The following is a 23,689-nucleotide window of genomic DNA, read 5'->3' as shown; positions in this document are numbered from 1 at the left end:
ATAGGGCACTCGGATCAGCCCAGGCGCCGGTGCCATCAAGCACCACCCTGCTCCCGAGCAACTGGACCTCCACGAGTCGTACGCCTGCAGGCCGGGCATCAGGCGTCGTGTAGCCCGGAGCGCGGCGCAAACAGGCGTACCACCGGCCTGTGCCTTTCAGCTTTCAGATCGACCTGAGTGAGCCAAGGCTGCAGCTCAGCGCCGCGCTTGCGCAGGCTGATCGCCCAGATGACCCGCACCGCCAGTACCAGCGTCGAGATCAGGGTCCAGAGCGCCACGAGTTGCAGGCCGATGTCATTGGCCTGTGCTATCCAGGCCAGGCTGAGCAACAGCAGGTTGGGATTACGCCGCGCGGTCACCAACCGGTTGACGGAATCGAACGGCCGCCAGAGAAACAACGAAAAAGGCGCCGCCAATTTGAACGCTCCTTCGCACAGGCGCCCGCCCAGGTAACCGAGGAAAATCACCCAGTACAGGGCGTCGAGCGGCATGGCATGGTTCCAGCTTGCTGCGAGCCCGACGCCCCAGGCGATGTACCACAGGGGCGGATGCACCAAGTCCAGGGCGTGGTCAAAGATATTGCCGAAACGCGTCGAGGTGACGGTCACCCGGGCCAGCTTGCCGTCAACGGTGTCGAGGAATGTCATCACCCAGCCCGCCAGCAGGCCGGAACCATAGTTGCCGTTCCAGAACCACCATCCAGCGAGAATCGCCAGTACGTAGCTCGCCGCCGTGACATGATTGGGGCTCAGCCCCAGGCGCACGCATACGCCGGTCACCCAACGCGCCGGCAGTGGCCATACCTTCAGGGTGATGAGGTCGGTGACGCCTTTGTAGGCACCGCTGAACAGCGCTTTTTCCAGTTGTGCCCGGTTGGAATCCGTTATGAAGGCGACCCAGGGCCGATCCAGTTTGCGCAATTGAGTCTGCAGTCCGGACGCTACAGTGTCGGGCCGAACCTTCTGCAAGCCGGCAATGACTGGGCCTTCGAGGCGGACGGCTCGCTCATCGAGTTGATCGGCACCAAGGCAGGCCGCCGCCACCGTGCCGTTACGCGGGTCCTGCAGGGCAACGCCTTCACTGGCCAGGAGGCCGCGTATGACGCGCTCGTCATACAAATAATCCTCGCGCAGTAACAACACAACGCCATCCTTGGGTAGCGGCTGGCCGGCCCCTAGCAAATGAACCTTGGGTAGCCTGCGCAACATTCGGTGCAGCCTTTCCCTGGAGCTTAACCCCCACAACGTCACCGTACATTGGCCTACTAGATAAACTTTCGTTGTCATAAATGCCATGCCTTTTTTTGCGAAAATCGTAGGCCGACCTAGCTCAGTTAGTGCGGCGGCGTAAATCATACGCTAGCATGGCGCGACGCGTGCATCGGCACGACTTATTGACTGGGCGGCTCTGTCCCAGTTTCAGTACCCTGCTTGGAGACGGCATGACGCAGAGCAACGGGCTTCATCGTGTAATCATTCTCAGTGCAGGCCAGGGCCGTCGCCTTCTTCCCTATACCGAGAGCAGCCCAAAATGTCTGATCGAACTCGGCGGCAAGACGGTCATCGAATGGCAGATAGACGCGCTTCGGGCAAGGGGCTTCGATGACATCAATGTCGTCGCCGGCTATGGAATTGACCAGGTTGAACACTTGCTTGAACAGCGTTATGGCCAAGGCAGCATTTCCATTCACTACAACCCGTTCTTCGAGGTGGCCGACAACCTTGCCAGTTGCTGGATGGCACGGCATTTAATGGATGGTGAATTTCTTTTGCTCAACGGCGACACCGTGTTTGATCTTCCGGTGCTTGACCGCCTGCTCAAGGCACCGGCTAGGCCGATTACGCTTGCCATAGACCACAAGCCCGGTTACGACAGCGATGACATGAAAGTCTGCTTGGACGGCGACCGGCTTGCCCGGGTGGGCAAGAACTTGCCGCTGGACAGCGTGGACGGCGAGTCGATCGGCATGATGCGCTTTCAACCCGAAGGCGCCCTGTTGTTCCGCTGTGCGCTGGAAGCCAGCATGCGCACCCCGGAAGCATTACAGCGGTGGTACTTGAGCATCATTGACCACTTGGCGCAAACCACAGGCCAAGTGTTCGTCCACTCCATTGCCGGCTTGAGTTGGGGAGAGTTAGACTTCCCACACGATCTCGAGGCAGCCACCCTTAAGGTTCGCTCATGGAGCCGGCCGGCGACCGGAGTGTATGACAAGCCGTTTCAGCCATGATCCTCTCTAGAAGCTTAGTTGGAAGTGGATCGCCACCGATGGTGCTTCGGCAGACGGACCGTCTACCGCATTTATCTTGCTTTAGCCACCCGTATAGATGTCTAGCGTCTCTACAGGGGTGAGGTGACTACACGGTGGCGGGGCACGCTATGGCCATACGCTTAGGCTCCTTCATTACGTCTACTACCCGATCAAAAAGTGCAACCATGACTTCATTCGGCCTGCCCTTCGAATTCGAAAGGCTCTAGTGGCCTTTACTTGCTAACCGAGGGACGCCATGAGCAAGTCACCCTGTGATCAACCTCCATCCGCAGGCCGGCGCGGCCTGCTCAAGGATCTGCTGGGCCTGAGTGCCGCCGTGAGCCTGCTGCCCCTGGCCAGCACCGCCCAGGCCGGCATTGGCGACCAGCCGCCCCGGCGGCCGGGCATTGAGGGCAAGCGCTACGGCATGCTGGTGGACCTGCGCAAGTGCATCGGCTGCCAGGCCTGCACGGTGAGTTGTTCAGTGGAGAACCTGCCGCCGATCGGCCAGTTCCGCACCACAGTACTGCAGTACGAAGTCACCGAAACCCCCGACGCCCCCTCGGCACTGATCAACCTGCCGCGCTTGTGCAACCACTGCGATGAGCCGCCGTGCGTGCCGGTCTGTCCGGTGCAGGCCACCTTCCAGCGCACCGACGGCATCGTGCTGGTGGACAACGAGCGCTGCGTGGGCTGTGGCTACTGCGTGCAGGCTTGTCCTTACGACGCGCGCTTCATCAATCACGAAACCCAGACCGCCGACAAGTGCACCTTCTGCGAGCATCGCCTGGAGGTCGGCCTGCTGCCGGCCTGCGTGGAAAGCTGCGTGGGCGGGGCGCGCGTGATCGGCGACCTGAATGATCCGCAAAGCGAGATTTCCCGCCGGCTGGAAACCCACAAGGACGAGATTCGTGTCCTCAAGCCGGGGATGAACACCGACCCGCACGTGTACTACATCGGCCTGCCCGAGGCCTTCGTCAACGAAGTGGACGGCCAGGCGGGTATCCGTCTGATCGCCAAGCATTAAGGACGTTGCCATGCAGATCGTTGAGCTGCTGACCCCCGAGTACGAGGCTGCCTGGCTGCCCTGGGCGGTGCAATATTTCTTCTTCATCGGCATCGCCGCCACCACGGCGCTCACCGCCGCCGTCCTGGCATTCGGCAAGCCCGGCTCGCCCTCGGCGCGCCTGATGCCGGCGGCCGTGGTGGTGCTGCTGGTCACCGCCATCGCCGCGCCAGTGTCGCTACTGGCCGACCTGCACCAGCCGGGGCGCTTCTGGCACTTCTATGCGCATTTCACGCCCTGGTCGTGGATGTCCATTGGCGCCTACCTGCTGCCGCCGTTCGTGATGCTGGCCCTGGGTTTTTGCCTGCTGTGGTGGCTGCGCTGGGAACGCCCGCTGCGTCTTGTCGGCCTGGCCATGGCGCTGCTGGCGGTGGGCATCCTGGTCTATACCGGCGCCGAAGTGATGGTGGTGCGCGCCCGCCCGCTGTGGAACACGCTGCTGCTGCCGTGGAACTTCGCCGTCACCGGCTGGCTGGCCACGCTGGGCGCCATGCTTTTGGTCGGCCGCTGGCTGCCGGGCGGTCTGGCCGCCATGCCGCTGGAACTGCTGCGTCGCCTCGGCCTCAGTGCGCTGGCGCTGGTGGTGCTGGGCGCGCTGGTCTGGGTGGTGACCGGCAGTCTGGGCCTGGATCCGTCGTTCCCCGTGGCGCTGCGCCTGTTCGAGGACTTCCCGGTATGGCGCCTGAGCCTGCTCGGCGCGGTACTGAGCGGCTTGCTGTTGCTGGCCATGCTGGCCCGCCCCGCTGCGCGACTGGGCGGCGCCGGCTACTCGCTGCTGGTGGCGCTGGCCATGCTGGCTTCGGCCTGGGTGTTCCGCTGGGTGGTGTTCATGAGCGTGCAGGGCGTGCCCAAGTACGGTGCCGGCCTGTACCTGTACAGCATGCCGCTGGGCGGTGACGGACTGCTGGGCATTGCCGGCATGTTCGGCCTGTGTCTGGCGCTGCTGGTTGCCGTGGTATTCGTGCTGGAACGCTTTCCCTCTTTTAACCCGGCCCGGGCCGGTCACTGATCAGGAGTCGATGACATGACCGACAAGTCCAAGCAACAAGAACTGCAGGATGCCGGCCGGCGCAAAGTGATCACCCAGGGCGCCGCCGTCGCCGGTGGTCTGGCGGTGTTCGCCGCAGGCTACAGTGAAACCGTCAGCCGGGCGGTGACCGGGCTGGTGCACGGCACCGCCGGCACGCCCACCGCCGACGCGGTGCGCGGCAATTCCCTGACCCCGGAATTTCGCATTGACCCGCTAACTGGCGCGCTGTCCACCCAGCCGGGGCAGACAGTTAGCCCGTCGGTGTGCCTGGGCTGCTGGACCCAGTGCGGCATTCGCGTACGGGTGGACAACGAGGCCAACCGCATCATTCGTGTGGCCGGCAACCCTTATCACCCGCTGGCCACCACCCAGCCGGCGGACATGCAGACGCCGGTGCGCGATGTGTACGCAGCGCTGGGCGGCGATGCCGGCATCGAAGGCCGCGCCACCGCCTGCGGGCGCGGCTCGGCGATGTTCGAGCAGCTGACCAGCCCCTACCGCGTGCTGCAACCGCTAAAACGGGTGGGCAAGCGCGGCGAGGGCAAGTGGCAAACCATTTCCTTCGATCAGTTGGTCGAGGAAGTCTGCGAGGGTGGCGATCTGTTTGGTGAAGGTCATGTGGACGGCTTGCGCGCGATCTATGACCGCGAGACCCTGATCGATCCGGCCAACCCGGAGTACGGCCCGCTGAGCAACCAGTTGCTGTTCACCGATGCCGGCAACGAAGGCCGCACGCCGTTCGTGCGCCGCTTTACTCAGCAGTCGTTTGGCAGCGTCAACTTTGCCAACCACGGCTCGTACTGCGGCCAGACCTACCGGGTGGGCACCGCTGCCGCGCTCGGCGACCTGGCCGGCACGCCCCACGGCAAGCCGGACTGGGACAACGCCCGTTTCGGCCTGTTCATCGGCACTGCGCCGGCCCAGGCGGGTAACCCTTTCCAGCGCCAGGGCCGGCAACTGGCCGAGGCGCGTACCCGCACCGACAAGCCGGTGTTCGAGTACGTGGTGGTTTCGCCGACACTGCCGGCCACCTCCAACGTGCTCAGCGATGGCAGCGAGTGGCTGGCGGTCAAGCCGGCCGGCGACCTGGCGCTGGTGATGGGCATGATCCGCTGGATCCTCGACAACCGTCGCTACGACGCCGGCATGCTCGCCCAGCCGGGCCAGGCGGCCATGCGGGCGGCGGGCGAAGTGTCCTGGAGCAACGCCACCCATTTGCTGGTCAATGATCCGGAGCATCCGCGCTTCGGCAGTTTCCTGCGCGGCGCCGACCTGGGCTGGAGCGATGTCGATGCCTACGTTGTGCAGCGCGCCGACGGCGAGTTGGCCGCGCACACCCAGGCCGAACCGGCGGAGCTGTTCGTCGAACGCACGGTGACGCTGGACGGTCAGCCGGTGCGGGTCAGCAGCTCGCTGAGCCGCCTGCACGCTGAAGCCCGGCGCATGAGCCTGGAGGAATACGCTCGCGAATCCGGCGTGCCGGTGGAGAAGATCATCGGGCTGGCCGAACGCTTTACCGGCTACGGCAAGCAGGCGGTGGCCAACTCCCACGGCGGCACCATGAGTGGTTCCGGCTTCTACACCGCCTATGCCATCGGCATGCTCAACACGCTGATCGGCAACCTCAACGTCAAGGGCGGCCTGGTGGTGGACGCCGGCCAGTTCCCGCCGTTCGGCCCGGGGCCGCGCTACAACATCGGCGGTTTCGCCGGCAAGGTGGACCCCAAGGGTGTGGCCCTGTCGCGCCACCGTTTCCCCTATGAAAAGAGCAGCGAATACCGCCGCAAGAAAGAGGCCGGCCAGTCCCCGTACCCCGCCAAAGCGCCCTGGTATCCGGCAGTCGGCGGGCTGAGCTCGGAAATGATCGCCGCCGCCCTGGATGGCTACCCGTACCGCGCCAAGGTGTGGATCAACCACATGGGTAATCAGGTGTACGGCATCGCCGGCTGGCGGCACGTCATCGAGGAGCGCCTGCGCGATCCGAAACTGATGCCGCTGAGCATCGCGGTGAACCCGTTCATCAACGAAACCAGCGCGCTGGCCGACTACATCGTGCCGGACACCTTGACCTACGAAAGCTGGGGTGTCTCCGCGCCCTGGAACGGCGTGGTGGCCAAGGCCTCCAGCGTGCGCTGGCCGGTGGTCGAGCCGCGCGTGGCGAAGACCGCCGAAGGTCAGCCGATCAGTCTGGAAAGTTTCCTGATCGCCACCGCCAAGCGCCTCGGCATGCCGGGCTTTGGCGCCGGCGCGATTCGTGACGTCCAGGGCAACCGCCACGACCTGAACAGCGCCGCCGACTTCTACCTGCGTGGCTTTGCCAACATCGCCTACGCCGGCGGCCAGCCGGTGCCGGAAGCCAGCGATGACGACCTGGCGCTCACCGGCGTGATACGTCACGCCGAGCAGTTGCAGCACGGTCTCAAGCCCGAGGAGTGGCGGCGTGTGGCGCTGTTGATGAGCCGTGGCGGACGCTTTGCGCGCGTCGAGGATGCCTGGAACGAGGATGGCCAGCTGCGCCAGGGTTACGCAAATCCGCAGCAGATCTGGTACGAGGACCTGGCCAGGATGCGTCACTCGCTGACCGGCGAGCGTTACAGCGGTTGCCCGACCTGGTATCCGGTGCGCATGGCCGACGGTCGTCCGATGCGCGAGTTGTACGGCGAGGCGCAGTGGCCGCTGCTGATGATCTCCTTCAAGTCGCACCTGATGAGCGCGTTTTCCATCGGCGCCGACCGGCTGCGTCAGGTGCACCCCCATAACCCGGTGTATCTGCATCGCGACGATGCGGCGCGGTTGGGCATCGGTCATGGCGACCGAGTGCGCCTGGTCACTCCAGGTGGCACGCGGGAAGGGGTGGCGCTGGTGCGTGACGGGCTGATGCCGGGCACCGTTGCCGTTGAGCACGGCTACGGACACACCGAGCTGGGCGCTCGCACCCATCAGGTGAATGGCCAGCCCATGCCGCACAACCCGGCGCTGGCGGCGGGGGTCAACCTCAACGACCTCGGCTTCGGCGATCCGACCCGTCCGGACACCAACGTGTGGATCGACTGGGTCTCGGGTGCGGCGGTACGCCAGGCCCTGCCGGTGCGCATCGAACGGGTCTGAGTCGGGCGGCACGTCAGACGCCGGGTCAGGAGCAATCCTGGTCCGGCGTTTTTCTGTCTGGAATTCATGTAGGGCGTGAAAACGATGCCGGCAATTGGCAGGCTTAAAATCTATTGCCTAATAAAATATAAAAACATATATTGTTTCTGTCTTAGATGAGTGAGATTTCATGAATACCCATCCCATTCCCCTGGACATCCAGAAACTGCGCGCCAATGCCGACAGCGCAGGCCAGTTGCTCAAGGCGCTGGCCAATCCCGATCGTTTGCTGCTGCTCTGTCAGCTGTCACAGGGCGAGCGCAACGTGAGTGAGCTCGAAGCGTTGCTGGGCATTCAGCAGCCGACGCTGTCCCAGCAGTTGGGCGTGTTACGCCGTGAAGGTCTGGTGGAGACCCGGCGCGAGGGCAAGCAGATCTATTACCGCATCAGTAGCCCCGAGGCGCTGGCGGTGATTTCCACGCTCTATCAACTGTTTTGCGCAAAGGAGTCGACATGATCATTGATTGGGCTCATTTCACACCCTGGACTTCGCTGGCCGGCGGCATGTTGATCGGCCTGGGCGCCGGCCTGTTTGTGGTCCTCAATGGGCGCATCGCCGGCATCAGCGGGCTGCTGGCCAGCCTGTTGGAGCGGGGTGGCGAGGGGCGCGGCGAAAAAGGTCTGTTTCTGCTCGGGGTGCTGCTCGCGCCACTGTTATGGGTGGTCTTCTCCACGCTGCCAGTGCCGCAATTCCAGACCAACGGGTTGGGCCTGTTGATGGCCGGTCTGCTGGTGGGCGTGGGCACGCGCTATGGCTCCGGGTGCACCAGTGGTCATGGCGTATGTGGCATTTCACGCCTGTCGCCCCGCTCCATGGCTGCAACCGCTGCGTTCATGGCCAGCGGTTTTGTCACGGTTTTCATGCTACGTCATCTGTGGGGAGGCTGATATGCGCAAGGTGACTGCTTTTGCCGCCGGATTGATCTTCGGTATCGGCTTGTTGTTGTCGGGCATGGCCGATCCCGCCAAGGTCATCGGCTTTCTCGATCTGGCCGGCCAGTGGGACCCGTCGCTGGCACTGGTTATGGGTGGCGCTGTCGCCGTGGCCTTTTTACCCTTCACCTGGGCGCGTCGGCAGACCCGTTCGCTGCTGGACGCTCCCATGCGGCTGCCCGAGAAGCGCGAGCTGGATCGTCGCCTGATCGGCGGCAGTTTGCTGTTTGGCATCGGCTGGGGAATTGCCGGGATCTGTCCGGGGCCGGCCGTGGCGCTGGTGCTGACCGGCTACTGGCAAATCCTGCTCTTCGTGTGCGCCATGTTCGCTGGAATGTGGCTGTTCTCCGCGCTGGAACGCCGGCGCCCCTGATGACCTAGAGGTCTGTATGAAAACCAACGTGGGAACCCTTGATCGCGGCCTGCGCATTGTCGTTGGCGTGGTGCTCATCGCTCTTAGCCTGTTCGGCGTGATCGGTTGGTGGGGCTGGCTCGGCGTGCTGCCGCTGGCCACCGGGCTGTTCCGCTTCTGCCCGGCGTATCCGCTGTTGGGCATCAACACCTGCAAACGTTCCTGACGTTTTGTTCCTGACAAGGAGTGGCCTATGAAAACCATCAGTGTGCAAGGCGGCATGGGTAACGGCTTCGCCATCGAAATGGCCTGCGGCAATCATTCGGTGTTCATCGACCAGCCGCGTGCGGCATTCGGCACCGATACCGGCCCGAGCCCGCTGGAGCTGGTCCTGGCGGCGTTGGGTGGCTGCCTCGGCACCATCGCCCGGTTCCTCGCCCACCAGCGAAAGATTGAACTTCGCGGCATGCGCTTCGAGATCGAGGCGGATTACGACCCGGCCGGTCTGCTGGGGCGTGATAACACCGTGCGCCCCGGTTTTGAGGAGGTGCGCTTGCGCGTCGAGATTGATGCGGACCTGAGTCCTGAAGAGAAACTGGCGTTCTTGGAAGAAGTCGAGCGCCGCTGCCCGTTGGTCGACAACCTGCTGAACGGCACCCACTTGCACACCGAGCTGGCTGAGCCGTCCTGAAGTGAAAACTGCCTGGACCAGGGGCGTAGCGACACACTCAAGTCACTACGCCCCTGCCTCTGGGCTGCAAAACTCAGCGCATATCGAACAGTTCCTGATGGAAGTCGGCAGGGCTAAGGCCGTGGGCATTGAAGTCCTCGCTCAGCGCCTGGCCAAAGCCGGCCGGGCCGCAGAACCAGATATTTGCCGCCGACCATTCCGGCACTTCCTGACGGATGCGTTCGCCGTTCAGTCGACCGTCGCGAGCCGTGACCAGCACATGCAGTCGAACCCCGGCGCGTTTGGCGAGCTGGCGAACTCGCTCGATAAAACCCTCGTCAGGCTCGTTGGTGCTGTAGAACAGATCGATGGCCTTGCCATCCGGCTGTTTGATCAGAGCCTGCAGGCGGGCAATGAACGGGGTGATGCCGATACCACCCGCTACCCAGATCTGCCGCGATTTGCCGCAGCTGAAGTCGAAGCGGCCATAGGGACCCTCCACGCTGACCAGATCGCCGACCTTCACCTTGTCAGGCAATGTTTGGGTGTAGTCGCCGAGGCCTTTGACCAGGAAGAACATGCGGCCATCGTCATGCCAGGCCGAGGAGATGGTGTACGGGTGGGCGCCCTCGTGTGGATCGAGGGTCACGAAGGCGAACTGTCCAGCCTGGTGGCCGGGCCAGCGGTCTTTCAGCTTGATGGCAAACTTCAGCACGCGGTTGTCGCGGTGGTGCAGCACTTCCTCGATTTCGCCCACGGCGCGGCGCTTGTAGCCCACGCGGCGGAATAGCGAGACAAAGGCGGCGATCGTGCCGCCGGCCATGAGCGCCAGCATCAACAGGCCGATGGGTGCGCTCCAGAAATCGAACGGCATCAGCACCACCGAATGCACGACCAGCGCCAGATAGACCAGCGCCAGCAACCGGTGAGTCTTGAAAAAATGCCGGTAGGGGAAGCGTTTGAGCAGAGCCAAGACGACCAGCACGACCAGTGCATAGAAGGCCCATTCGCCGATACTCTCGGCCAGGCCGCGCTGGCTGCGAAAAAAGCGGAACAGTTCTACTGTCTGCTCGGGCTGCGGTCCCTTGTGCGGTTTGGTCAGCAAGCCCCAGCCAACCGCCCATTTGGTGCCTTGGGCCCACAACCAGTGGATGATCGAGACCACCAAGCCGGTTATGCCTAGCCACTTGTGCAGCCGGTAGGTCTTGTCCAGACCGCCGAAAAAGGGCTCGATCCGCACCGGGCGCAGCGCCAGCAGCATGCCCACGCTCATCACGCCGATGCCGATGATGCCGGTGTAGGTCACCAGCACATGGCGTACGTCGAAAAATCCATAGTTGGGCGGCAGCAGCGGATCGGCCAGCAGCCACAACGCGCTGAGAATCAGCAGTAGGGCTATATAACCGACTTTGATGGGCTTCATGAGGGTATCTCCGGACTTACTTGCCGGTATTGTCCGTTAAGGCCGGTCACCAGTGACCGGCTTTTTCATTTGAGCGAGGGCTGGCCTTGGTCTGTGTGCAAATCGTGCAATCGCTGTTCAGACTGAATGCAACTGCTGTTCAGTGGCGTTGCAATTGGGTGTTCAGTGCGAATGCAACTCGATGTGCAGGTCACTGCGTTTTCGCAGTTTTATGAAACCGTTTCAGCGAGCACTAGGAAAGGCCGTGACCACCCGAAAAGTGGTGCGATAAACTCGTTTCGCCAATCAAAGTTCGCTAATCCACAACAGATGACGAGTAAAGCGAACTTTAATTCGTGCTTATGTTGGTTTTCGGTTCCATTGCTCCCCAAACCCCTTGTTCACATAAACGACGACGATGTCGCCCACCTCTGCGTCGAGTGACCGGTCGATCACGAGCAATGTGCCGTGGTAGATGCCAATACCGGACATGCTGTCGCCTTCGGTCTCGGCCAACCAGATATGAGGGGCTCGGAGGTTCAGCAGCACGTCGAGCGATATCGGTGGTTCGTAGTAGTCCGCAGCAGGGCTTGGGAAGCCTCCCTGGACCGTTCCGGAAAGGACGCTTACCAGAATGTTTGTTTCGACGTCGGTACACCTTCGGAGACGCATAAACGGCACTTCACTGTAACTGTACGCATATACAGTAACGCGCCCGGCACTCAAATTTCTAGAGCATTCGGTCTCCGGATCCAGGGCTCAGCGCCGTATCGATTGCATAAGCATAAGCGGCGTCGGCCAGCTCCTGTCTTTCCCGGCGCTCCGCGTCGTCAATGAGATCAAGGCGATAGAGGGTGTCGAGATGCGCACGGAGCGCGCCATAGCGGAATGCTATGTCGCCGGCCGAGGTCAGCTGCTCAATCTCTACATCCCAAATGGCCAGCTCCTCGATCAATGTCGTCGCCATGGCTTGTCCTGGCGAAGCTTGATTAGAAGCTGCAGAACCAATCCGACGCGGCGTACTCGGCGTCGGCGAAGGTCATCTGCTTCATCGGGAAACTCGGTGGGTGGAATCCGGGTATTTTGCCAAAATCTGGAAGTCTTCTTCAGAGTTTCCCTAGTGTGCGCTCTCTTGCTTGGATGGCATTACGTTCTGGCCCAACGTTACTGTAGCGAATCCGCAGCAGTATCAATCAAAGCCTCCTGTATCCCGCGTGAAGAAAGACGCTACGTTGCGCCCGTTCTTCCACGGCTTCGCTTGCCGCCCCGCTACGGCAGATTCGAAGTATTCATCGAAATGTCATCCTTTAGAAGCAGTGCGGTAACAAGGAATTTCTACCCTCTGCATCGCGAACCGCAATTGTGCGGCCAGCAATATTGCGAAAGGTGATCAAATGACGCCCCATCCGATACAGGACGCCGTGCTGCGGGTCGACCGGTTGAGCGTCGTCTATCCAGGCGGCGTGACAGCCCTACGCGATACCTCGATTGCATTTCGGCGTGGTGAGTTCACCGTGCTGCTTGGTCTCTCGGGCGCAGGCAAGTCGACCTTGCTCCGTAGTCTCAATCGACTCGTCACGCCCACTGGCGGCAGTGTCACCAGCGAACTCGGTGAACTCGGCAGCGGCTCGGCCTTGCGTCAGCATCGTCGGCGTACCGCCATGATCTTTCAGCACCACCAGCTAATCGAACGTCAAAGCGCACTGGCTAATGTGCTGACCGGTCGGCTGGCCTTTCACAACACGCTCCGCTCGCTGTTTCCTCTGCCGCGTGCCGATCAGGAGATTGCGCTCAGTTGCCTCGCTCGGGTCGGTCTGGCAGACAAGGCGCTAAGCCGGGTGGACAAACTGTCCGGTGGCCAGCAGCAGCGGGTAGGCATCGCGCGTGCGCTAGCGCAACAGCCGGCGATCATTCTGGCCGATGAGCCGGTAGCCAGTCTCGACCCGGCCACTTCGGTCCGTGTTCTCGGATTGCTGCGCGACATCTGCAAGGAAGACGGCATCACCGCCATCGTTTCGCTGCATCAACTCGAATATGCCCGCCGCTTCGCCGATCGCGTCGTCGGGCTGGCCGATTCTCAGATCGTTTTCGATGCCGCGCCCTCGGAACTCACCGATGCGCAGCTTGAGCGCATCTATGCAGGCGGCTCTACGACTCAGCCAGCGAATGCTCCGGCTGAACCACCTGTCATGCTCGAACCTTCACAGGAGATGTCCCGATGAAACGCTTATCCGCGCTCTTATTGACTTGCTTGCTGTCCGCTGTTTCAAGTTTGTCCGCCCTAGCGGCCGATGCCGATCCGGATGTGCTAAAGGTTGCCCTGCTGCCGGACGAAAACGCCTCCGAGCTGATCAAGCGTAACCAGCCGCTGAAGGATTATCTGGAAGAGCATCTGGACAAGAAGGTGCAGCTGATCGTAACCACCGACTATTCCTCGATGATTGAGGCGCTGCGCTTTGGCCGTATCGACCTGGCGTATTTCGGTCCGCTGTCCTACGTCATGGCCAAAAGCAAAAGCGACATCGAGCCCTTCGCTGCCATGGTCATCGACGGCAAGCCGACCTATCGCTCGGTGATTATCGCCAATGTGGCGTCAGGCGTGAATGAGTATGCCGACCTTAAGGGCAAGAGAATGGCCTATGGTGACCGGGCATCGACGTCCAGCCATTTGATTCCCAAAACCGTGCTTCTTGAGACGGCCGATTTGACGGGTGGGCAGGACTACGAACAACATTTTGTGGGCACGCATGACGCCGTTGCCGTCAACGTGGCGAACGGCAACGCCGATGCGGGTGGGCTGTCGGAGGTAATTTTCAATCACGCAGCCGAACGTGGCCTGATCGATCCGAGCAAGGTGAAAGTACTTGGTTACAGCGGCGAATACCCCCAGTACCCCTGGGCGATGCGCTCGAACCTGAGCCCCGAGCTGAAAACCAAGGTGCGGGATGTATTCGTCGGTATCGACGATCCCGAAGTGCTGCGCAACTTCAAGGCCGAGGCCTTCGCGCCAATCACCGACGCCGACTACGATGTGATCCGCAACATGGGATCGCTGCTCGGCCTCGACTTCGCCACGATGTGAGCACCGATATGTCTTCTCATTACGACGTGCAGGCGCTGCCTGCAGAGCAACGCGAGCACATCCTTCGAGGCTTCGGCCTCGGTTGGTGGCGCCAGCTGGGGCAGGTGGCGATTGTATTCGGAGTGGTGCTGTTGGCCTGCTGGTACGTGGGGCTGCTCGATGCCACCACGCTGCTGAACGGGCTGCCCTCCATCGCGACCCTGGCAGGCGAGGCCATGCCGCCAGACTTTTCGGGCTATCGAAGCTGGATTCGCCCCTTGATCGACACCTTGGCGATGAGCATCGCCGGTACGGCCATCGCAGTGGTGTTCTCGCTGGTGGTGGCCTTCGTTGCAGCGCGCAATACGGCGCCGCACCCCCTTGTGTTCGGTGTTGCCCGGGTGCTGCTCAATGCCCTGCGGTCGGTGCCGGAGCTGATCATGGGCATCATCTTCGTTGCAGCCGTAGGGTTCGGCGCCTTGCCGGGCGTGCTTGCCCTGGGTCTGCATTCGGTCGGCATGGTCGGCAAGTTCTTCGCCGAGGCCATCGAGCACGTCGACGAAGCGCCGGTGGAAGCCGCTCGGGCGGCGGGGGCTACGCCGATGCAAGTGCTGCTGCACGCGGTTTTGCCACAGGTGACGCCGCAGTTCGCCGACGTGGCGATCTACCGCTGGGAATACAACTTTCGCGCCTCCACCGTGATGGGCATGGTTGGCGCCGGCGGTATCGGCTTCGAACTCATGGGCTCGCTGCGCATCATGCAGTACCAGGAGGTTGCAGCAATCCTGCTGGTCATCCTGGCCATGGTCACGCTAGTAGACGCCTTCAGTGGCGTGCTGCGCAAACATTTCAAATAGGACAAACCATGCTGCCGAAACTCGTTATAACTCACCGAGTACACGATGAGATCCTGCAACTGCTGGCGCCACATTGCGAGCTGATGACCAACCAGACCGACAGCACGCTGACGCGCGAGGAAATTCTGCGCCGCTGCCGCGATGCTCAGGCGATGATGGTGTTCATGCCCGATCGGGTCGATGCAGACTTTCTTCAAGCCTGCCCTGAGCTGCGTGTAGTCGGCTGCGCGCTCAAGGGCTTCGACAATTTCGATGTGGACGCCTGTACTGCCCGCGGGGTCTGGCTGACCTTCGTGCCTGATCTGTTGACCGTCCCGACTGCCGAGCTGGCGATCGGACTGGCGGTGGGGCTGGGGCGGCATCTGCGGGCAGCAGATGCGTTCGTCCGCTCTGGCGAGTTCCAGGGCTGGCAACCACAGTTCTACGGCACGGGGCTGGATAACGCTACGGTCGGCATCCTTGGCATGGGCGCCATCGGACTGGCCATGGCTGATCGCTTGCAGGGATGGGGCGCGACCCTGCAGTACCACGAGGCGAAGGCTCTGGATACACAAACCGAGCAACGGCTCGGCCTGCGCCAGGTGGCGTGCAGCGAACTCTTCGCCAGCTCGGACTTCATCCTGCTGGCGCTTCCCTTGAATGCCGATACCCAGCATCTGGTCAACGCCGAGCTGCTTGCCCTCGTACGGCCGGGCGCTCTGCTTGTAAACCCCTGTCGTGGTTCGGTAGTGGATGAAGCCGCCGTGCTCGCGGCGCTTGAGCGAGGCCAGCTCGGCGGGTATGCGGCGGATGTATTCGAAATGGAAGACTGGGCTCGCGCGGACCGGCCGCGGCTGATCGATCCTGCGCTGCTCGCGCATCCGAATACGCTGTTCACTCCGCACATAGGGTCGGCAGTGCGCGCGGTGCGCCTGGAGATTGAACGTTGTGCAGCGCAGAACATCATCCAGGTATTGGCAGGTGCGCGCCCAATCAACGCTGCGAACCGTCTGCCCAAGGCCGAGCCTGCCGCATGTTGAATCCGGTCTGGCTGAAGAGCCTGGTAGCGATCGTTCAAACAGGCAGTTTTCAGAGCGCGGCGAGGGCGTTGGGGCTGGCCCAGCCGACGGTGTCGCAGCACTTGCAGAAGCTTGAAGAGCAGGTCGGCGTAACGCTGGTGCAGCGCAGTCGTAGCGGCTGCCAGCCTACCACACGGGCGCTGGCCTTCATGCCGCATGCGACCGCCTTGCTCGACATGCACGCCCGGGCGCTAGAAGCCCTGCATGGCAATCGTGAGCGCGTCGGGGCCAGCTCCAACATCGGCACCTACCTTCTCCAGCCATTCGTGCGCAACTATCTGACGACCGCAAATGAGAGGGGCGAGGTGGATCTGCGCATCGCCGCCAACCCGGATGTGGCCGACCAGCTACTGGCGGGCCAGCTCGACGCCGCGATCATGGAATGGTGGCTACCTCACCCCGACTTCGAACACCGCCTCTGGCGGGTCGAGCCGCTGGTGCTTATCGTCAGCCCCGACCATGCGCTGGCTGAAGCAGGGTGCATAGAACGTGATCGTCTGGTGGACCTGCCGATGCTGGGAGGTGAACCGGGTAGCGGTACCGGACGGCTTCTGACCGAATACTTTGGCGAACTGGGCGTGCCTCGCAGCGGTATGCAGCTAGGCAGCACCGAGGCAGTCAAACAAGCAGTGAGGGCGGGACTCGGCGTGTCGTTGGTGATGGCTTCCGCAGTACAAGACGAAGTTCGCAGTGGCGCGCTGGTAGCTCTTCCCATCCCGGGGCTTGAAAAGCGTCTCCAACTGATCTGGCGCAAACCTCCCGGAAATCTGCACCCGCCGGGATTTGTGCGGCACTTATTGGAGGAGGCAGATCTAGCTGGATAAGGTGATGGATGGTTGCGATCCAGCGCTTGGCTTGTCAGCCTAGGGAAACTCTGAAAAAGACTTTCTGATTTGGCAAAATACCGCGACCCCACCCACCGAGTTTCCCGATGAAGCAGATGACCTTCGCCGACGCCGAGTACGCTGGCAAGCGCAAGCAAACCCGCAAGGAGTTGTTCCTGATCGAGATGGATCGGGTGGTGCCGTGGAAGGGCTTGATTGCTTTGATCGAGCCACATTATCCGAAGGGTGAAGGTGGCCGTCCGGCCTACCCGTTGATGGCGATGCTGCGTGTGCATCTGCTGCAGAACTGGTTCGGCTACAGCGATCCAGCGATGGAGGAAGCGCTGTACGAAACCACGATCCTGCGCCAGTTTGCCGGGCTGAACCTGGAGCGCATCCCCGACGAAACCACCATTCGACGACCTGCTGGAGCTGTACTGCGGCAACGGCAACTTCACTCTGCCGCTGGCCACCCGCGTGCGTCGCGTGCTGGCCACCGAGATCAGCAAGACCTCGGTCAACGCGGCGCTGGCCAATATCGCTGACAACGGCATCGACAACATCGAGCTGGTGCGCCTCTCCGCCGAGGAGCTGACCCAGGCGCTGAACGAGGTGCGGCCGTTCCGCCGCCTCGCCGATATCGACCTGAAGCGCTACGATTTCGGCAGCGTCTTCGTCGACCCACCGCGCGCCGGCATGGACCCGGACACCTGCGAACTGACCCGTCGCTTCGAGCGCATCCTCTACATCTCCTGCAACCCGGAAACCCTGGCGCAGAACATCGCCCAGCTGGCCGACACCCACCGCATCGAACGCTGCGCGCTGTTCGACCAGTTCCCCTACACCCACCACATGGAATCCGGGGTGCTGCTGGTCCGCAAGTGACCCGCTGCGATTGAACGCCGGCGGCCAACCGGCGCTCACATCCGTAACCCTCACGGATTACGGAGGCACACGCATGCTGGTATTCGAGTCGATCTACACCGAAGGTCTGGCGCAGATTTCCTATCTGGTGGGCGACAGCAAGGCCGCCGTCGCCGCGGTGATCGATCCGCGGCGCGACGTCGAGGTCTACCTCGACCTGGCGCGCGACAAGGGCCTGCGCATCGCCTATGCCATCGAGACGCACATCCACGCCGACTTCGTTTCCGGCGCCCAGGCGCTGGCCGAACGCTGCGGCGCCGAGATCATCGGCGGACTACGCCTTCGGGCTGCGTCAGGTGGACGACGGCGAGGTGCTGGAACTGGGTCAGGTCAGCCTGGAAGTGCTGCACTCGCCAGGCCACACCCCCGAGCACATCTCGCTGCTGCTACGTGACAGCCAGCAGGGCGAAGCGCCCTTCGCGCTGTTCACCGGCGATACGCTGTTCAACCTCGACGTCGGCCGCCCCGACCTGCTCGGCGAGGACAGCACCAAGCAGCTGGCAGCGCAGCTCTACGCCACGCTGTTCACCCGCTACCTGCCGCTCGGCGAACGCATCGAGATCTACCCCTGCCACGGCGCCGGCTCGGCCTGCGGCAAATCCATCGGTGACCGTCGCCACTCCACCCTCGGCAACGAATTGCTGTTCAACCCGGCGCTGAACCAGCGCCGCACCGAGCAGGAGTTTGTCGACTGGCTGCTCGACGGCATGCCCGAGCCGCCGCGCCACTATGCGCGGCTCAAGCAGCTCAACGCGCGCCCGCTCGAACGCCTGCATGGCCCGGCGCTGCCACCGCCGTTGGCGCCGGAGGAGTTCCGCCAGCGCACCGCCGATCACGATGCCGTGCAGCTGGTGGATGTGCGCTCGATCCTCGCCTTCGGCGGCGGCCATGTGCCGGGTGCGCTGAACATCGCGCTGCGCGACGAGTTCGCCAGCTGGGCCGGCTGGATGCTCGACGACCAGCGACCGATCTACCTGATCGGCGAGGACAGTGTGGAGGTCCACCAGGCGACGCTGCAGCTCTATCGCATCGGCCTCGACCAGGTCGCCGGCTACCTGCGCAACGGCATGACCGACTGGCAGAACGCCGGCCTGCCGCTGGCGTGCGTCATGCAGTGGACGGTGCACGAACTCGACCGCCGGCGCGGCGACCCCGAGGTCCAGGTACTCGACGTGCGCTCCCCCGAGGAGGTTGCGCAGGGCCGCGTGCCCGGCGCGCGGCATGCCTTCGTCGCGCACCTGCCGCAGCATCTCGAGCAGCTGGACCGGGACGGCATCGTCGCGGTCTATTGCGGCAGCGGCTATCGCGCCTCGATTGCCGCGAGCCTGCTCAAGCGCCACGGCTTCAACCGGGTCGCCAACGTGCCCGGTTCCTGGGCCGCCTGGCGCAAGCATGACCTGCCGGTGGCGCAGCGCTGAATTCGCCGCGGCACGATCCGCATCAGCTGAAGAATGGCCAATCGCTTTTTCCACCGGCCAGAGGCACAGGTACTGCCGGATAAGGCTGCGCCGTTATCCACCCTACGCCCCGTCGATCACCCGATGCGCAGGGTGGATAACGGCCAGCGGCCTTTCCCACACGTCAGTATTCGACTTGCAGTTCGGCGCTGCGCGGTTCGGCTTGGCAGGCCAGCGCCCAGCCCTGACGCACCTCGCTTTCGCTCAGCACCTGGTTGCTGCGCATGCTCACGCTGCCCTCCACCACCCGGCACTTGCAGGCGGCGCAGACACCCGAGCGGCACGCGCTCGGCGGTTGCAGGCCAGCCTGTTCCATGGCCTCCAGCAGCACCTCGCCGCGCGGCACGTCCAGCTCGTGACGGCGACCGTCGAGCGCGACCCGCAGGCGGCTGCGGCGCCCGCCCGGTGCGGCCGTCGGCGCTGCGGCGGCAAAGCGTTCCAGATGGATACGCGCCGCATCCACACCCCGCTCGCCCAGCGCGGCACCCGCGGCATCCATGAACGGTTGCGGCCCGCAGATGAAGGCGTCGGCGGCTGACCAGTCAGCGATCTTCGTGGCAATCGCCGGGCCGCTCGGCACACCCTGCTCGGCATCGAGCCAGATGCGCAGCTGCAGGCGATCGGGGTAACGCGCAGACCACTCGGCCAGCTCCTCGGCAAAGATCAGCGAGGCGGCATCGCGGCTGGCATAGAACAGCCGTACCTGCCCGCTGCCCTCGACCAGCGCCGCCTGCAGGATCGCCATCAGCGGCGTGATACCGCTGCCGGCGCCGAGCAGCAGCAGATCGTCATCCAGGTTGCGCGGCACGAACACGCCGGCCGGCGGCAGCGCCTCGATGCAATCGCCGGCCTGCAGGTTGTCCAGCAGCCAGTTCGACGCGCGGCCGCCGGGCACCCGCTTGATGGTGATGCGCAGCGCGCCATCCGCCTGCGGTCGCTGCGACAGCGAGTAGCAGCGCAGCAGCGCCGGCTCGGCAGCGGGCACCTTCAGCGTGAGGAACTGCCCCGGCTGCGCGGCAAAGCGTGCGCGCTGGGCGGCCGGCACCTGCAGGGTGAACGAGCAGCTGTCGGCGGTTTCGGCCTGGCGTGAGACGATGCGCAGACGGGTGAACTCCCCGGCGGCAGGCGCTGGCGCCGATGCGAACGCGGTCGCGACCGACGTCGTTGCCGGTGTCGACGTCGAAGCCGAAGGTGCAGTCGAAGCCGGCCCCGCCTTGGGCACGCCGCGCAGCATCGGCCATACCGACTTGCGGCGGAACAGCAGCACATAGCCGACATGCAGGCCGATCAGCCACAGCCCCAGGTTGGCGAAGAACTCGTGCACCTCTTCGGCGTCGCCCATCCAGCCGACGAATTCGATGTCGCTGGCGGCGCCGAAGACATCCGGCCCCACGCCCGGCAGGGCGGCCAGCACATCACCGTTGTCGACCATACCCAGGCCGACCACGCTGGCAATGGCGAAACTGCCCAGCGCGCCGACCGTCAGCCACTTGCCGACGCTCGACAGGCCGGGCTTGCTCCGCTGGCCCTTCGGCGGCAGCAACTGCGGGAAGCCGCGCAGGCGCAGCGGCACGATCAGCAGGCGCCACATCAACAGCGCCACCAGGCCATAGCCCAACCAGATATGCAGCGTCTCGGCGTCGTCACCGCTGAGGTAGGCGCCAAGAAAGAAACCGGCCAGCAGCCAGTGGAACAGACGGAAACGATTGAAAGCAGCCACGACGGCGATCCTCTTTGAATGGATGCCGCCTTTGTATTCCTGCGAGCTGAAACGAAACTGAACGGCACCGACCGCTGCGCTTCAGCTTGGCGTAAGGTAGCGCGCCTAGGCTGCGCTCATTCCCAACCGGAGAGCGCACCATGAAAGCCCGCTGGATCATCCTCCTGTCCTGCTGCCTGAGCCTGCCGGCCCTGGCCAAAACCGAACACCCGCTGCTGGCCGGCTACGCCGCACAGGCGCGTCAGGAGAATCCGAACTTCACCAGCTTCTCCGCCGAGCGCGGCAAGGCACTGTACTTCGCCGAGGAGCAGCGCAACGGCAAGACCATGAGCTGCACCACCTGCCACACCGCCGACCCGCGTCAGCCCGGCAAGACGCCGGCGCACCGCAAGGTCGATCCGCTGGCGCCGGCAGCCAACCCCGAGCGCTTCACCGACCTGAAGAAGGTCGAGAAATGGTTCCGCCGCAACTGCGACGACGTCTACGCCCGTGAATGCACCGCGCAGGAAAAGGGTGACTTCATCAGCTGGATCGACAGCATCAAGGGGTCGTCTCAGAAAACGGAAAATAAAGCACGCTAAGCCGGTGGCAGCGGTCGCAATGGCCTGAACTTCCCCGCACCGACCTTGGCACTGCTGCGCCATAGGTAATCGCCGGTCAGGTTGATATGCTCCCACCCCAGCGGGGACAGATATTGCAGCAACGTGTCGTCCAGCGCCATGCCGTGGGCACGCAAAGCACTGGTGGCACGCTCCAGATAGACCGTGTTCCACAACACGATGGCCGCCGTCACCAGATTGAGGCCGCTGGCCCGGTAGCGCTGCTGCTCAAAACTGCGGTCGCGGATTTCACCCAATCGGTAGAAGAAGACCGCCCTGGCCAGCGCGTTGCGCGCCTCGCCCTTATTCAGCCCCGCATGGACGCGGCGGCGCAGCTCCACGCTTTGCAGCCAATCCAGAATGAACAGCGTGCGCTCGATGCGCCCCAGCTCGCGCAGGGCGACGGCCAAGCCGTTTTGGCGCGGATAGCTGCCGAGCTTGCGCAGCATCAGCGAGGCCGTCACCGTGCCCTGCTTGATCGAAGTGGCCAGCCGTAGGATTTCATCCCAATGAGCGCGAATAGCCTTGATGTTCAGCCTGTCGCTGCTAATCATCGGCTTGAGTGCATCGTAGGCAGTATCGCCCTTGGGAATGAACAGCTTGGTGTCGCCCAGGTCGCGGATGCGCGGCGCGAACCGGAATCCCAGAAAGTGCATCAGGCCGAACACATGATCGGTGAAGCCCGCCGTGTCGGTGTAGTGTTCCTCGATACGCAAGTCAGACTCGTGGTACAGCAGGCCATCGAGCACATAAGTCGAGTCGCGCAAGCCGACGTTGACCACCTTGGCGCTGAAGGGCGCGTATTGATCGGAGATATGGGTATAGAACGTCCGCCCAGGGCTACTTCCATACTTCGGATTGATATGCCCGGTGCTCTCTGCCTTGCTGCCGGTTCGGAAGTTCTGGCCGTCCGACGATGACGTGGTGCCGTCGCCCCAGTTTCCGGCGAAGGGTTGTCGATACTGTGCGTTCACCAGCTCGGCCAGCGCCGTCGAATAGGTTTCGTCGCGAACGTGCCAGGCTTGCAGCCAAGACAGCTTGGCGTAGGTGGTGCCAGGGCAGGACTCGGCCATCTTGGTGAGCCCAAGATTGATACCATCAGCCAGAATCGTCGTCATCAGCAAGGTTTTGTCCTTGGCCGTGTCGCCGGTCTTCAGGTGTGTGAAGTGGCGCGTGAAGCCCGTCCATTCATCGACCTCCATCAGCAACTCGGTGATCTTGAGGTGCGGCAGCAACATCGCCGACTGGGGTTGTAAGCCGGAAACCCAGAAATTTCCGTCAGCCGATCAACATGGCTTGTCTCGCGCTTGGTCGATGAGTTCCTGCATCGCCCGCATGACTTCTTCGTGGGTGTACGACTTGGCGTTGGGGTCGTCGGCCTCTCGGAGAGCTTCCTCGACCTCGCGGGTCATCCGCGCATATTCTTCCGGCCACAGCGCTTGCTCCATGCGCAGCGACGCCTGCCCAAGCAGGTGCAGCAGGCCGAACAGCCGCATGTCATTGGTGGCGACGACGTGCTCTCGAATCCGCTCCTGGATCACCTCGCAGGCCCGATGCGCCTCTGGCGTCGCCGTGCCCTCGTAGCCGGCTGGGAGTTCTGCTTCTTCAGCGATTCGCGCCCAAGCGATAGCCGGTGGACAGGTTCATTTGCTCATCCACTTGCGCAGCAGACGCTTTTTCAGGGAGGCGCGCTCTTGCGGATTGCGTCCCTTGTGGTTGGCAATGCGATCCGCCGTGGCGGCCTGGCGCTTGATGGGCCAGTAGGAGCGGCCATCCTTACCCATCGACCAGACGTTGCTGACCTGGTTTTCCAGTAGAGGCAGATGGGCGCATAGAGCTTCCGGCGACGCGCTGGCCAGCGCGGTGCGCTCGTGAGTTCGCCAGCGCTGATGCCAGAGTTTCTTGTCCTCGCGCTCGCTACGGCAGGTCGTGTGCCCAACGATGGGCGTTTTGCGGCGGCTGCGGCTCATGATGTGGTTGTCTCCAAGAACATTCAGGACAGGCTTTCTGGGTAGAGCGCCGTCAACCGGGACAGGGTTTCTTGCACTTGTTCCAGCGAGGTCATCAGATGATCAACCTGATCCTGAAGATCCACGGCGAGATCAAATAGCTCAGCCACTCGGCTGCGTGATCCCTCGTTGAACGCGGCCATTGCCAGTTGATGCAGCTTCAACAGGTCGGTGCGCAGTTGCGGAGGTGCGCCGTCTGCGCTGTCATTCAAATCGCCGCGCAGCACGTCCACGGCATCGACTGCACGCAGCAGTGCCGTGGTATCGAAATTCTCGGGAGTCAGTTCGTCCCATTCGTCGTCGGTGATGCGGGCTGCCATCAGGAGGGC

The 23,689-nt window shown here is 63.1% G+C and carries 25 protein-coding genes and 3 pseudogenes; 19 read left to right on the top strand and 9 right to left on the bottom strand.

What is annotated here, in order from left to right; translation table 11 throughout:
* Positions 1–98: 98 nt before the first annotated feature.
* Complete coding sequence (locus J5X93_RS12995; protein WP_225776318.1) at positions 99–1,208, bottom strand: CDP-alcohol phosphatidyltransferase family protein; 1,110 nt, start codon at positions 1,206–1,208, stop codon at positions 99–101.
* Between the two features lie 233 nt (positions 1,209–1,441).
* Between J5X93_RS12995 and J5X93_RS12990 the strand changes: the two genes are divergently transcribed.
* The 9 genes from J5X93_RS12990 to J5X93_RS12950 all read left to right on the top strand — a co-directional run bounded on the left by J5X93_RS12990 (position 1,442) and on the right by J5X93_RS12950 (position 9,470).
* Positions 1,442–2,230 carry a phosphocholine cytidylyltransferase family protein gene (locus tag J5X93_RS12990; protein WP_235208009.1) on the top strand — a complete coding sequence of 263 codons (789 nt, stop codon included), beginning with the start codon at positions 1,442–1,444 and terminating at the stop codon, positions 2,228–2,230.
* A gap of 277 nt (positions 2,231–2,507) precedes the next feature.
* Positions 2,508–3,278 (top strand): sulfate reduction electron transfer complex DsrMKJOP subunit DsrO, encoded by a 771-nt coding sequence (dsrO, locus tag J5X93_RS12985; RefSeq protein WP_034054928.1) that lies wholly within the window; start codon positions 2,508–2,510, stop codon positions 3,276–3,278.
* Positions 3,279–3,288: 10 nt separating this feature from the next.
* A complete protein-coding gene (nrfD, locus tag J5X93_RS12980) occupies positions 3,289–4,326 on the top strand; it encodes an NrfD/PsrC family molybdoenzyme membrane anchor subunit (RefSeq protein ID WP_034054929.1) in 1,038 nt (345 codons plus the stop codon).
* A 15-nt stretch (positions 4,327–4,341) separates the two neighbouring features.
* Positions 4,342–7,455, top strand: coding sequence for a tetrathionate reductase subunit A (locus J5X93_RS12975; protein WP_034054931.1), 3,114 nt, complete (start codon positions 4,342–4,344; stop codon positions 7,453–7,455).
* 169 nt (positions 7,456–7,624) lie between these two features.
* The gene (locus J5X93_RS12970) at positions 7,625–7,951 is read left to right on the top strand and encodes an ArsR/SmtB family transcription factor (RefSeq protein ID WP_034054933.1); all 327 of its coding nucleotides are present in this window, start codon (positions 7,625–7,627) and stop codon (positions 7,949–7,951) included.
* Positions 7,948–8,382 (top strand): YeeE/YedE family protein, encoded by a 435-nt coding sequence (locus J5X93_RS12965; RefSeq protein WP_034054934.1) that lies wholly within the window; start codon positions 7,948–7,950, stop codon positions 8,380–8,382. The genes J5X93_RS12970 and J5X93_RS12965 overlap by 4 nt, the downstream gene beginning before the upstream one ends.
* Position 8,383: 1 nt before the next feature.
* A complete protein-coding gene (locus J5X93_RS12960) occupies positions 8,384–8,800 on the top strand; it encodes a YeeE/YedE family protein (protein WP_034054935.1) in 417 nt (138 codons plus the stop codon).
* Positions 8,801–8,816: 16 nt separating this feature from the next.
* Positions 8,817–9,005, top strand: a complete 189-nt coding sequence (locus tag J5X93_RS12955) for a YgaP family membrane protein (protein WP_034054936.1) — start codon at positions 8,817–8,819, stop codon at positions 9,003–9,005.
* A 27-nt stretch (positions 9,006–9,032) separates the two neighbouring features.
* Complete coding sequence (locus J5X93_RS12950; RefSeq protein ID WP_034054937.1) at positions 9,033–9,470, top strand: OsmC family protein; 438 nt, start codon at positions 9,033–9,035, stop codon at positions 9,468–9,470.
* 73 nt (positions 9,471–9,543) lie between these two features.
* Here J5X93_RS12950 and J5X93_RS12945 read toward each other — a convergent pair whose 3' ends face one another.
* From J5X93_RS12945 to J5X93_RS12935, 3 genes are all read right to left on the bottom strand, one after another.
* Positions 9,544–10,872: a ferredoxin reductase family protein gene (locus J5X93_RS12945; protein WP_034054938.1), complete on the bottom strand. Its 1,329-nt coding sequence runs from the start codon at positions 10,870–10,872 to the stop codon at positions 9,544–9,546.
* Positions 10,873–11,211: 339 nt separating this feature from the next.
* A complete protein-coding gene (locus J5X93_RS12940) occupies positions 11,212–11,523 on the bottom strand; it encodes a LexA family protein (RefSeq protein ID WP_250035744.1) in 312 nt (103 codons plus the stop codon).
* Positions 11,524–11,581: 58 nt separating this feature from the next.
* Positions 11,582–11,818: a hypothetical protein gene (locus J5X93_RS12935; RefSeq protein WP_070087029.1), complete on the bottom strand. Its 237-nt coding sequence runs from the start codon at positions 11,816–11,818 to the stop codon at positions 11,582–11,584.
* Between the two features lie 427 nt (positions 11,819–12,245).
* Here J5X93_RS12935 and phnC point away from each other — a divergent pair, with 427 nt between their 5' ends.
* From phnC to J5X93_RS12890, 9 genes and pseudogenes are all read left to right on the top strand, one after another.
* On the top strand, positions 12,246–13,073 hold the full coding sequence (gene phnC, locus J5X93_RS12930) for a phosphonate ABC transporter ATP-binding protein (protein WP_250035730.1): 828 nt from the start codon (positions 12,246–12,248) through the stop codon (positions 13,071–13,073).
* The gene (gene phnD, locus J5X93_RS12925; RefSeq protein WP_070087027.1) at positions 13,070–13,933 is read left to right on the top strand and encodes a phosphate/phosphite/phosphonate ABC transporter substrate-binding protein; all 864 of its coding nucleotides are present in this window, start codon (positions 13,070–13,072) and stop codon (positions 13,931–13,933) included. The genes phnC and phnD overlap by 4 nt, the downstream gene beginning before the upstream one ends.
* An 8-nt stretch (positions 13,934–13,941) precedes the next feature.
* The gene (gene phnE, locus J5X93_RS12920; RefSeq protein ID WP_003118430.1) at positions 13,942–14,769 is read left to right on the top strand and encodes a phosphonate ABC transporter, permease protein PhnE; all 828 of its coding nucleotides are present in this window, start codon (positions 13,942–13,944) and stop codon (positions 14,767–14,769) included.
* An 8-nt stretch (positions 14,770–14,777) separates the two neighbouring features.
* Entirely contained in the window at positions 14,778–15,788 is a 1,011-nt protein-coding gene (ptxD, locus tag J5X93_RS12915; RefSeq protein WP_094867759.1) for a phosphonate dehydrogenase PtxD, read from the top strand.
* Positions 15,782–16,651: a LysR family transcriptional regulator gene (locus J5X93_RS12910; protein WP_010466239.1), complete on the top strand. Its 870-nt coding sequence runs from the start codon at positions 15,782–15,784 to the stop codon at positions 16,649–16,651. The genes ptxD and J5X93_RS12910 overlap by 7 nt, the downstream gene beginning before the upstream one ends.
* A 107-nt stretch (positions 16,652–16,758) precedes the next feature.
* Positions 16,759–17,067: pseudogene (locus tag J5X93_RS12905) on the top strand (IS5/IS1182 family transposase); the annotation flags it as partial.
* A 1-nt stretch (position 17,068) separates the two neighbouring features.
* Positions 17,069–17,536: pseudogene (locus J5X93_RS12900) on the top strand (methyltransferase domain-containing protein); the annotation flags it as partial.
* Positions 17,537–17,609: 73 nt separating this feature from the next.
* Positions 17,610–17,969, top strand: a complete 360-nt coding sequence (locus J5X93_RS12895; protein ID WP_230357762.1) for an MBL fold metallo-hydrolase — start codon at positions 17,610–17,612, stop codon at positions 17,967–17,969.
* Positions 17,872–18,993 (top strand): rhodanese-like domain-containing protein, encoded by a 1,122-nt coding sequence (locus J5X93_RS12890; protein WP_232881381.1) that lies wholly within the window; start codon positions 17,872–17,874, stop codon positions 18,991–18,993. Before J5X93_RS12895 ends, J5X93_RS12890 begins: the two co-directional genes overlap by 98 nt.
* Before the next feature lie 163 nt (positions 18,994–19,156).
* On the opposite strand, the gene J5X93_RS12885 is transcribed toward J5X93_RS12890, so the two are convergent.
* Positions 19,157–20,752 carry a 2Fe-2S iron-sulfur cluster-binding protein gene (locus J5X93_RS12885; protein WP_250035718.1) on the bottom strand — a complete coding sequence of 532 codons (1,596 nt, stop codon included), beginning with the start codon at positions 20,750–20,752 and terminating at the stop codon, positions 19,157–19,159.
* Positions 20,753–20,892: 140 nt separating this feature from the next.
* Between J5X93_RS12885 and J5X93_RS12880 the strand changes: the two genes are divergently transcribed.
* Positions 20,893–21,333: a DUF1924 domain-containing protein gene (locus J5X93_RS12880; protein ID WP_250035703.1), complete on the top strand. Its 441-nt coding sequence runs from the start codon at positions 20,893–20,895 to the stop codon at positions 21,331–21,333.
* Here J5X93_RS12880 and J5X93_RS12875 read toward each other — a convergent pair.
* From J5X93_RS12875 to J5X93_RS12860, 4 genes and pseudogenes are all read right to left on the bottom strand, one after another.
* Positions 21,330–22,598: pseudogene (locus J5X93_RS12875) on the bottom strand (Tn3 family transposase); the annotation flags it as partial. The gene J5X93_RS12880 and the pseudogene J5X93_RS12875 sit on opposite strands and share 4 nt — an antisense overlap.
* Positions 22,599–22,637: 39 nt before the next feature.
* Positions 22,638–22,892 carry a hypothetical protein gene (locus J5X93_RS12870; RefSeq protein WP_425312399.1) on the bottom strand — a complete coding sequence of 85 codons (255 nt, stop codon included), beginning with the start codon at positions 22,890–22,892 and terminating at the stop codon, positions 22,638–22,640.
* 102 nt (positions 22,893–22,994) lie between these two features.
* A complete protein-coding gene (locus J5X93_RS12865; protein WP_000091614.1) occupies positions 22,995–23,321 on the bottom strand; it encodes a hypothetical protein in 327 nt (108 codons plus the stop codon).
* Between the two features lie 23 nt (positions 23,322–23,344).
* Entirely contained in the window at positions 23,345–23,680 is a 336-nt protein-coding gene (locus J5X93_RS12860) for a hypothetical protein (protein ID WP_000741275.1), read from the bottom strand.
* Positions 23,681–23,689 lie beyond the last annotated feature (9 nt).

Origin of the sequence: Pseudomonas sp. BYT-1 (assembly GCF_023611805.1) — a bacterium.
In the GTDB taxonomy this organism is placed as follows: Bacteria; Pseudomonadota; Gammaproteobacteria; order Pseudomonadales; family Pseudomonadaceae; genus Aquipseudomonas; species Aquipseudomonas guariconensis.
Note: the sequence above shows the minus strand (reverse complement) of the source record. Positions and strands in the feature narration are given on the sequence as shown.

What these genes read in the sequence shown, in the direction of transcription:
- J5X93_RS12995 (WP_225776318.1), bottom strand. Translation starts at nt 1,208, where the DNA reads ATGTTGCGCAGGCTACCCAAGGTTCATTTGCTAGGGGCCGGCCAGCCG.
- J5X93_RS12990 (WP_235208009.1), top strand. Translation starts at nt 1,442, where the DNA reads ATGACGCAGAGCAACGGGCTTCATCGTGTAATCATTCTCAGTGCAGGC.
- dsrO (WP_034054928.1), top strand. Translation starts at nt 2,508, where the DNA reads ATGAGCAAGTCACCCTGTGATCAACCTCCATCCGCAGGCCGGCGCGGC.
- nrfD (WP_034054929.1), top strand. Translation starts at nt 3,289, where the DNA reads ATGCAGATCGTTGAGCTGCTGACCCCCGAGTACGAGGCTGCCTGGCTG.
- J5X93_RS12975 (WP_034054931.1), top strand. Translation starts at nt 4,342, where the DNA reads ATGACCGACAAGTCCAAGCAACAAGAACTGCAGGATGCCGGCCGGCGC.
- J5X93_RS12970 (WP_034054933.1), top strand. Translation starts at nt 7,625, where the DNA reads ATGAATACCCATCCCATTCCCCTGGACATCCAGAAACTGCGCGCCAAT.
- J5X93_RS12965 (WP_034054934.1), top strand. Translation starts at nt 7,948, where the DNA reads ATGATCATTGATTGGGCTCATTTCACACCCTGGACTTCGCTGGCCGGC.
- J5X93_RS12960 (WP_034054935.1), top strand. Translation starts at nt 8,384, where the DNA reads ATGCGCAAGGTGACTGCTTTTGCCGCCGGATTGATCTTCGGTATCGGC.
- J5X93_RS12955 (WP_034054936.1), top strand. Translation starts at nt 8,817, where the DNA reads ATGAAAACCAACGTGGGAACCCTTGATCGCGGCCTGCGCATTGTCGTT.
- J5X93_RS12950 (WP_034054937.1), top strand. Translation starts at nt 9,033, where the DNA reads ATGAAAACCATCAGTGTGCAAGGCGGCATGGGTAACGGCTTCGCCATC.
- J5X93_RS12945 (WP_034054938.1), bottom strand. Translation starts at nt 10,872, where the DNA reads ATGAAGCCCATCAAAGTCGGTTATATAGCCCTACTGCTGATTCTCAGC.
- J5X93_RS12940 (WP_250035744.1), bottom strand. Translation starts at nt 11,523, where the DNA reads ATGCGTCTCCGAAGGTGTACCGACGTCGAAACAAACATTCTGGTAAGC.
- J5X93_RS12935 (WP_070087029.1), bottom strand. Translation starts at nt 11,818, where the DNA reads ATGGCGACGACATTGATCGAGGAGCTGGCCATTTGGGATGTAGAGATT.
- phnC (WP_250035730.1), top strand. Translation starts at nt 12,246, where the DNA reads ATGACGCCCCATCCGATACAGGACGCCGTGCTGCGGGTCGACCGGTTG.
- phnD (WP_070087027.1), top strand. Translation starts at nt 13,070, where the DNA reads ATGAAACGCTTATCCGCGCTCTTATTGACTTGCTTGCTGTCCGCTGTT.
- phnE (WP_003118430.1), top strand. Translation starts at nt 13,942, where the DNA reads ATGTCTTCTCATTACGACGTGCAGGCGCTGCCTGCAGAGCAACGCGAG.
- ptxD (WP_094867759.1), top strand. Translation starts at nt 14,778, where the DNA reads ATGCTGCCGAAACTCGTTATAACTCACCGAGTACACGATGAGATCCTG.
- J5X93_RS12910 (WP_010466239.1), top strand. Translation starts at nt 15,782, where the DNA reads ATGTTGAATCCGGTCTGGCTGAAGAGCCTGGTAGCGATCGTTCAAACA.
- J5X93_RS12895 (WP_230357762.1), top strand. Translation starts at nt 17,610, where the DNA reads ATGCTGGTATTCGAGTCGATCTACACCGAAGGTCTGGCGCAGATTTCC.
- J5X93_RS12880 (WP_250035703.1), top strand. Translation starts at nt 20,893, where the DNA reads ATGAAAGCCCGCTGGATCATCCTCCTGTCCTGCTGCCTGAGCCTGCCG.
- J5X93_RS12865 (WP_000091614.1), bottom strand. Translation starts at nt 23,321, where the DNA reads ATGAGCCGCAGCCGCCGCAAAACGCCCATCGTTGGGCACACGACCTGC.
- J5X93_RS12860 (WP_000741275.1), bottom strand. Translation starts at nt 23,680, where the DNA reads ATGGCAGCCCGCATCACCGACGACGAATGGGACGAACTGACTCCCGAG.